The organism is Methylosinus sp. Sm6 (assembly GCF_019802345.1).
In the GTDB taxonomy this organism is placed as follows: domain Bacteria; phylum Pseudomonadota; class Alphaproteobacteria; order Rhizobiales; family Beijerinckiaceae; genus Methylosinus.
In genome coordinates, this window is sequence record NZ_JAINDZ010000081.1 from 1 (window position 1) to 5,391 (window position 5,391).

The 5,391-nt window shown below is 63.0% G+C and carries 5 protein-coding genes; 2 read left to right on the forward strand and 3 right to left on the reverse strand.

What is annotated here, in order from left to right; genetic code table 11:
- The first annotated feature begins 149 nt into the window (after window positions 1-149).
- Together K3F48_RS23185 and K3F48_RS23190 are read left to right on the forward strand one after the other, a co-directional pair.
- Window positions 150-380: a toxin-antitoxin system HicB family antitoxin gene (locus tag K3F48_RS23185; protein ID WP_222577807.1), complete on the forward strand. Its 231-nt coding sequence runs from the start codon at window positions 150-152 to the stop codon at window positions 378-380.
- A gap of 36 nt (window positions 381-416) precedes the next feature.
- Window positions 417-1,331: a recombinase family protein gene (locus K3F48_RS23190; protein ID WP_222577808.1), complete on the forward strand. Its 915-nt coding sequence runs from the start codon at window positions 417-419 to the stop codon at window positions 1,329-1,331.
- 40 nt (window positions 1,332-1,371) lie between these two features.
- Here the strand turns inward: K3F48_RS23190 and repC are convergent, their stop codons facing one another.
- The 3 genes from repC to repA form a co-directional block, all read right to left on the reverse strand.
- Window positions 1,372-2,706 (reverse strand): plasmid replication protein RepC, encoded by a 1,335-nt coding sequence (gene repC, locus K3F48_RS23195; protein WP_222577809.1) that lies wholly within the window; start codon window positions 2,704-2,706, stop codon window positions 1,372-1,374.
- A gap of 173 nt (window positions 2,707-2,879) precedes the next feature.
- Window positions 2,880-3,899 (reverse strand): plasmid partitioning protein RepB, encoded by a 1,020-nt coding sequence (gene repB / locus K3F48_RS23200; protein ID WP_222577810.1) that lies wholly within the window; start codon window positions 3,897-3,899, stop codon window positions 2,880-2,882.
- Window positions 3,896-5,023, reverse strand: a complete 1,128-nt coding sequence (gene repA, locus K3F48_RS23205; RefSeq protein WP_255609708.1) for a plasmid partitioning protein RepA — start codon at window positions 5,021-5,023, stop codon at window positions 3,896-3,898. Before repA ends, repB begins: the two co-directional genes overlap by 4 nt.
- Between the last annotated feature and the right edge of the window lie 368 nt (window positions 5,024-5,391).

The following is a 5,391-nucleotide window of genomic DNA, read 5'->3' on the forward strand; positions in this document are numbered from 1 at the left end:
CTACGGCGCTATGAAAAGCGCGCGTCGCGAGCGGCTTGCTCCCGAACTGCTACACCACCGGTGGGGACACGACCCCGAGAAGATACGCTGATGAGGATAGTGCATTGAAAACCAAAACTGCCGCTTATGCCCTTCGGCTCCCCGCTTCGATGAAGGCGGAAGCCGAAAAGATCGCCGCCGAGGATGGCACGAGCCTCAACCAATTCGTCGCTTCGGCGGTGGCCGAAAAGGTTTCGGCGTTGCGCACCGCTCGCTATTTCGCGGAAAAGAAAGGCCGGACCGATTGGAGCGCCTTCGACCAGATCATGCGCCGAGAAGGTGGCGTGCCGCCGGTTGCGGACGACGAGATTCCTGAAGCTTATCGAACGGCTCACAAATAGACCGTCGCTGATGTCGTCGGAAGGAGACCAGGGCGAATGCCCCTGATCGGCTACGCCCGCGTCTCGACCGAGGACCAGGTCACGGACGCCCAGACCGATGTGCTGAAGGCCGCCGGCTGCGTCGAGATATTTCGCGAGCATATGTCGGGAGCGAAAGCCTCGCGGCCAGAACTGGCCAAGGCGCTGGCGCGGGTGCGCCGCGGCGACATACTGGTCGTCGTGCGGCTCGACCGATTGGCGCGCTCACTGTCGCATCTCCTGGCCGTGATTGCCGAGCTCGACGCCAAGGGCGCGCATTTCAAATCGCTCGCCGATCCGATCGACACCACTACCCCACAAGGCCGTTTCGCTCTGCAGGTTCTGGGCGCCGTGGCGGAATTGGAGCGCGCCCTGATCCAGGAGCGCACCAAAGACGGCTTGCGCGCCGCCAAAAAGCGCGGCCGCATCGGCGGCAATCCAAAACTCCGCGCCGGCGACCGCGACGCCATCCAGCGTATCGTCAACGCCAAGGCGGCGCGCTATTTCGAGCGCGTCAATCGAACAGCCGAACATTGGCTGCCAGTCGTCCGGCAAATGCGCCCGGATCAACGCTGGCAGGATGTCGTGCGCGTGCTCAACGCCAGGCGCGATGGCGCTTCAGGCGCTCCCCTGCCCCAATGGACCGTCGAGCGCCTGAAGCGCGCGGTCAAATGCTTCGTCGCCGAGGGCTTGATCGAGCCCAGTCTCCTTCATCAAGCGGCCAGCCGAAAAATCAGCAGCGAACGCCTGGTGACGCTCGTCGCTGGGATCAAACGGGCCAATCCCGATCTGACGCTCGCGCAAATCGGCGCGCAGCTCGAAGCCATGTATGAGCGCACGCCGCGCGGCGGAGCCCGCTGGTCCCCCTCCTCCGTCAAAAGCCTGCTCGACCGCGCGGAAAAGCTCCGATTGCTCGACGCCGAAACGCTGTGATCGATCGGACTGCCGAGGCTCGTGAAAATCCATCCCCACGTCACCCCGTTTTCCTACGCTCTCGCGCCGCCTTCGCGGCCTTGCCGCGCAACAGCGCCATCAGCGCGGGCCCGAGCGAGAACTCCCCTGCCCGCGCCTTTTCGATCAGGACGCGCAGATAACCGCCGGCGCTCTTGATTTCATCGCCGCGTTGCAGGATCGCCGCAATGACGATCGAGGCGTCATGCTCTCCCAAGACCTCCAAAGCTTGTGCCCAGGCGTCTGGCGAAACGCCGAGCGCAGAGCGCACCGTCACTGCCGCCGCCGCCAAGTCTCGCCACGAGGAAATCTCACCGCCCCTGCCGTAATCGATGATGTCGGGACAGGCGTCCAGCACCATGCCGAGAGGATAGGTTCGGAGCTGTGGCTTTGGATCGATGGTTCGAGAACGGTCCGAGGCAATTTCAGGATCGCGTTCGATCGGGACCCTCCCCTCTTCGAGATTTGGCTGAAACGGATCGGCCCTGCCTTCTGGAAGGCTAGGTTCAAGATCAGAAGAGTTTGTAATTTGATTCTGTATGTGACGCTCAGTTTGAGACTCATTGACGCTCATATTTTGAGTTTTTACGTGATCTTCCAGCAGCTTATGGATTTCGGCCGCGAGCACGGCCAGCTCGCCCGCCAGAGCCTCTAAATCGGCGCGGGGAAGCCCTCGCCCGTAGCGCCCCGAGAGCGCCGCATAGCGCTGGTGCGCGCGGTCCCAATCGCCTGAGACGCCCTCCCCCAATCCGGTCTCGATCATTTTGACGATGTCGCGTCGGGTAATGGTGATCTTTTCCCGCAGCAGCGCGATCGCGCGGTTCTCGGCCCGCACCTCCTCGGCGAGGTTCTCGATTTCTCCTGCGCGCGCCAGCAGCGGCGCAAGGTCGAAGCCGAAAGCGTCCTCTACAGCGCCCCCCTCCCCTTTTCGGGCGAAGCGCTTGCCGTTCGGAGAATCGCGGCGAATGATCAGTCCGGCGTCGACGAGGCAGGCGAGATGCCGCCGCAGGGTCGCCGACGCCATGCCATGAGCCCGGATCGACAGCTCTTTGTTCGAGGGAAACACGACAATGCCGGGACTAGCGGATCCCGCTTCGGCCTTCTTCGAATTGTGCTCCGGTAGGGTGAGCGCTGTCTCCTGGTGAAAGCTCAACAGTGCGTGCAATACAGATAGCGCGCGCTCGGTGACGCCGAGCGCCTCCTTGGCTTCGGTGAGCGAACGAAACAGTCGCCATTTGTGCACCACGGTTTCCGACGCGCTCGGCGTCGTGGCGAAATGCTCGGTCGCGGTCTGGGTCGCCACCATGGCGAGCGACAGCGGCCGCCGCCCGAAGGGCGTCGTTGGACGTATCTGCATGATCCTTTGCCTCGTTCAGGCAAAAGAAATCTGCTCACCGAAACGGCGCCAAAATGCTTGACAGCGATTCGTGGAAGTGTGATTCTCTCAGTTGCTACACATCGAGAAGGGCTTCCGGGGCGTGATCGTTTCGGGGGCCTTTTTCTTTTGCTGGGTTCTCCTCTCGCCGACTCTCACGCGCCATTCGATGCGCCGTCGCCGGCGTCGAAAGAACGATACTCCTCAAGCAACTCGGGAAGGCGGGCGGCAAGGAATTGCGCAAATGCGCTTCCATCCGCTTTTACCAGAGTCACTCTGACGTCGCGCTCGGAGGCGCGAATTTCCGCGATCGACTGGCCTGCGGAATTCCTGATCTCTATGATTTGGCGGGCAGGGTGCCGCTCGGTCTCGACCCGCTTCGCCGCGGCGAGCGCCTGCGCGAAACGCGCGTCGCTATCGAGCGACGAGAAGGCGGGGAGGGTGGTCGCCAGCCGGGCTCGCTTCAGCGCCGGACCATCGCGCAGCAGCTCGGCGAATTCCTGCCAGCGGCCGCGGCCGATCCTCGGAGCCTTTCCAATGGCTCGCGCGACATCCTCGGGCACGGCCTTCGCAACTGATATCAGCTTGGACGCTTCCGCCCTGTCGATTGCGAGCGCTTGCTGAATGACCGAGCGGCCGCGCCCGGCGCTTTCCAGCCGCCAGGCGAAGACCGCGCGCTCAATGAAGCTCAAATCCTCGCGCGCCGAATTTTCGACGCCCTGCGCGATGATGAGATCATCATCGCCGAGCGCACGAATAATCGCTCGCACCGGACGGCCGAGCTGGAGCGCCGCGCGAATACGGCGATGGCCGAAGGCCGTCTGATAGCGACTGGGCAGGGCTGGATTGACGCGCAGCAGGACGGGGATCTCCTGCCCACGATCGGCGATCGACTGTTTCAGCGCCTCGAAGGAGACGTCCTCCTCCTGGGGGAAACGATCGGCAAAAGGGGAAGGATCAATCAACCCGGGGTCGATATCGATTACCTGCTCACCGGCGGCGATGCGGGCCCGCAACGTTTCGTTTTCCCGCTCTATGTCGGAGAAAGTGTCCTTCATCGAGCGCACCGCCCCGGCCGCGACGCGGCGCGGCTCCGCCGTACTGTTGTCAGCAGACAACATCGGGGCAGGGGGTTGAGCGAATAGAGAACGGATAGTATCCGTGCGCTTGCTCATCGACGCCAGACCTTCTCCATGAGCCCGAGGATTTCGCGATTAACGCCATTGACCGATTCGAGCCCACGCTCGAAAGCGGCACGGCCGACCGAACCCCTTTCGAGCTCATAGAGCGATTGCTTGGTGAGCCCGGCATTGGCGATAGCCGTCGACTTCCACACCGTCGCGCCCAGCACATCCTCGCCGAAGAGATTGCGCAGCAGAGCGACGATCTGTGTTTCCGGCACGTCATTGGGATCGTGCCGGGTCACGACGTATCGGATGAAGTCGTAATCCAACCGGCCCCCCGCCTCCTCGATGACCGTCATGACGTCCGACGTCATGAGCAGAAATTGATTCATGGAGGCCACGTCCACCATCTGCGGATGAACGGTCACGAGCATCGCCGTCGCCGCATTTAGCGCGCCCATGGTGAGATAGCCGAGCTGGGGCGGGCAGTCGATCACGACGACGTCGAAATCATCAACGACCTCCGCGATAGCGCCGCCAACCCGCCGAAAAAACAACTCGCCGCCGCGCAGTGATCGCTCCACCATGGCGCGCGGCGTGTGATGCTCGAATTCCATGAGCTCGAGATTGCCGGGGACGAGCGAGACCCCCGCGAAATAGGTGGGCAGCACCACCTCCCGCATCGGCCGGCGCGCCTCGTCATAGCGAATCGCGCCATAGAGCGTTTCACCCTCGCCAATGTCGAACTCCGGCTGATATCCGAACATGGCCGAGAGCGAGGCCTGGGGATCGAGGTCTATGGCCAGCACGCGATAGCCTTCGAGCGCGAGAAACTGGGCAAGATAGAGCGAGGTCGTAGTCTTGGCCGACCCACCCTTGAAATTGGCGACCGCGATGACCTGCAGTTTATCGCCAGGGCGCCGATGCGGCAAAAAGCCGAGCGCCTCCTTCGGCCGCGCGCCCGCGAGATAGACGCGCAGCTCGCCGATCTGGGCCGGCGTGTAGGATCGTCGCCCACCGCCCGTCACCGCGGGCGTTGGGCCGAGGCCGTCGAGCGACAATTGCCGGAGGTACCCATCCGACACGCCGAGAAACCGCGCGACCTCCCCCGACGAGAAGGAGCGCAGCGATTTTCGGGCCGCCGGCGGAAACAGCGTGGCGCTCAACGCCTGCATCTGCCCCGACAAAACTTTAGCATGTCGGGTCATTCGCTGCAGAGCGCTCTCCGGCGCCGAATAGGGCAGGGCGTCCAAGTTGCTCTTCACAGAAACGGTTCCCAGGCGTTAAACGGCTAATTTCCGTCTGCGACTAGAGGACGATTCTCGATTCTTTGCAAGTCGTATTGGGTTAACGGAATCCTAACGGCCGACAAGCCCGCGAGGCTGCAGGGGCTCCCATACCACCAAGCGCGCCACGCGAAGCGGCGACCGGCTGGTGGCTCGTGGCGCAGGCTTCCATCGCGACGATGGATCGTGTCCCAGAGCGTGGTGTAGCTGGATCGAGGCGGACACTGGGATTTCCGGCTTTGGCCGGCAGGATCAGG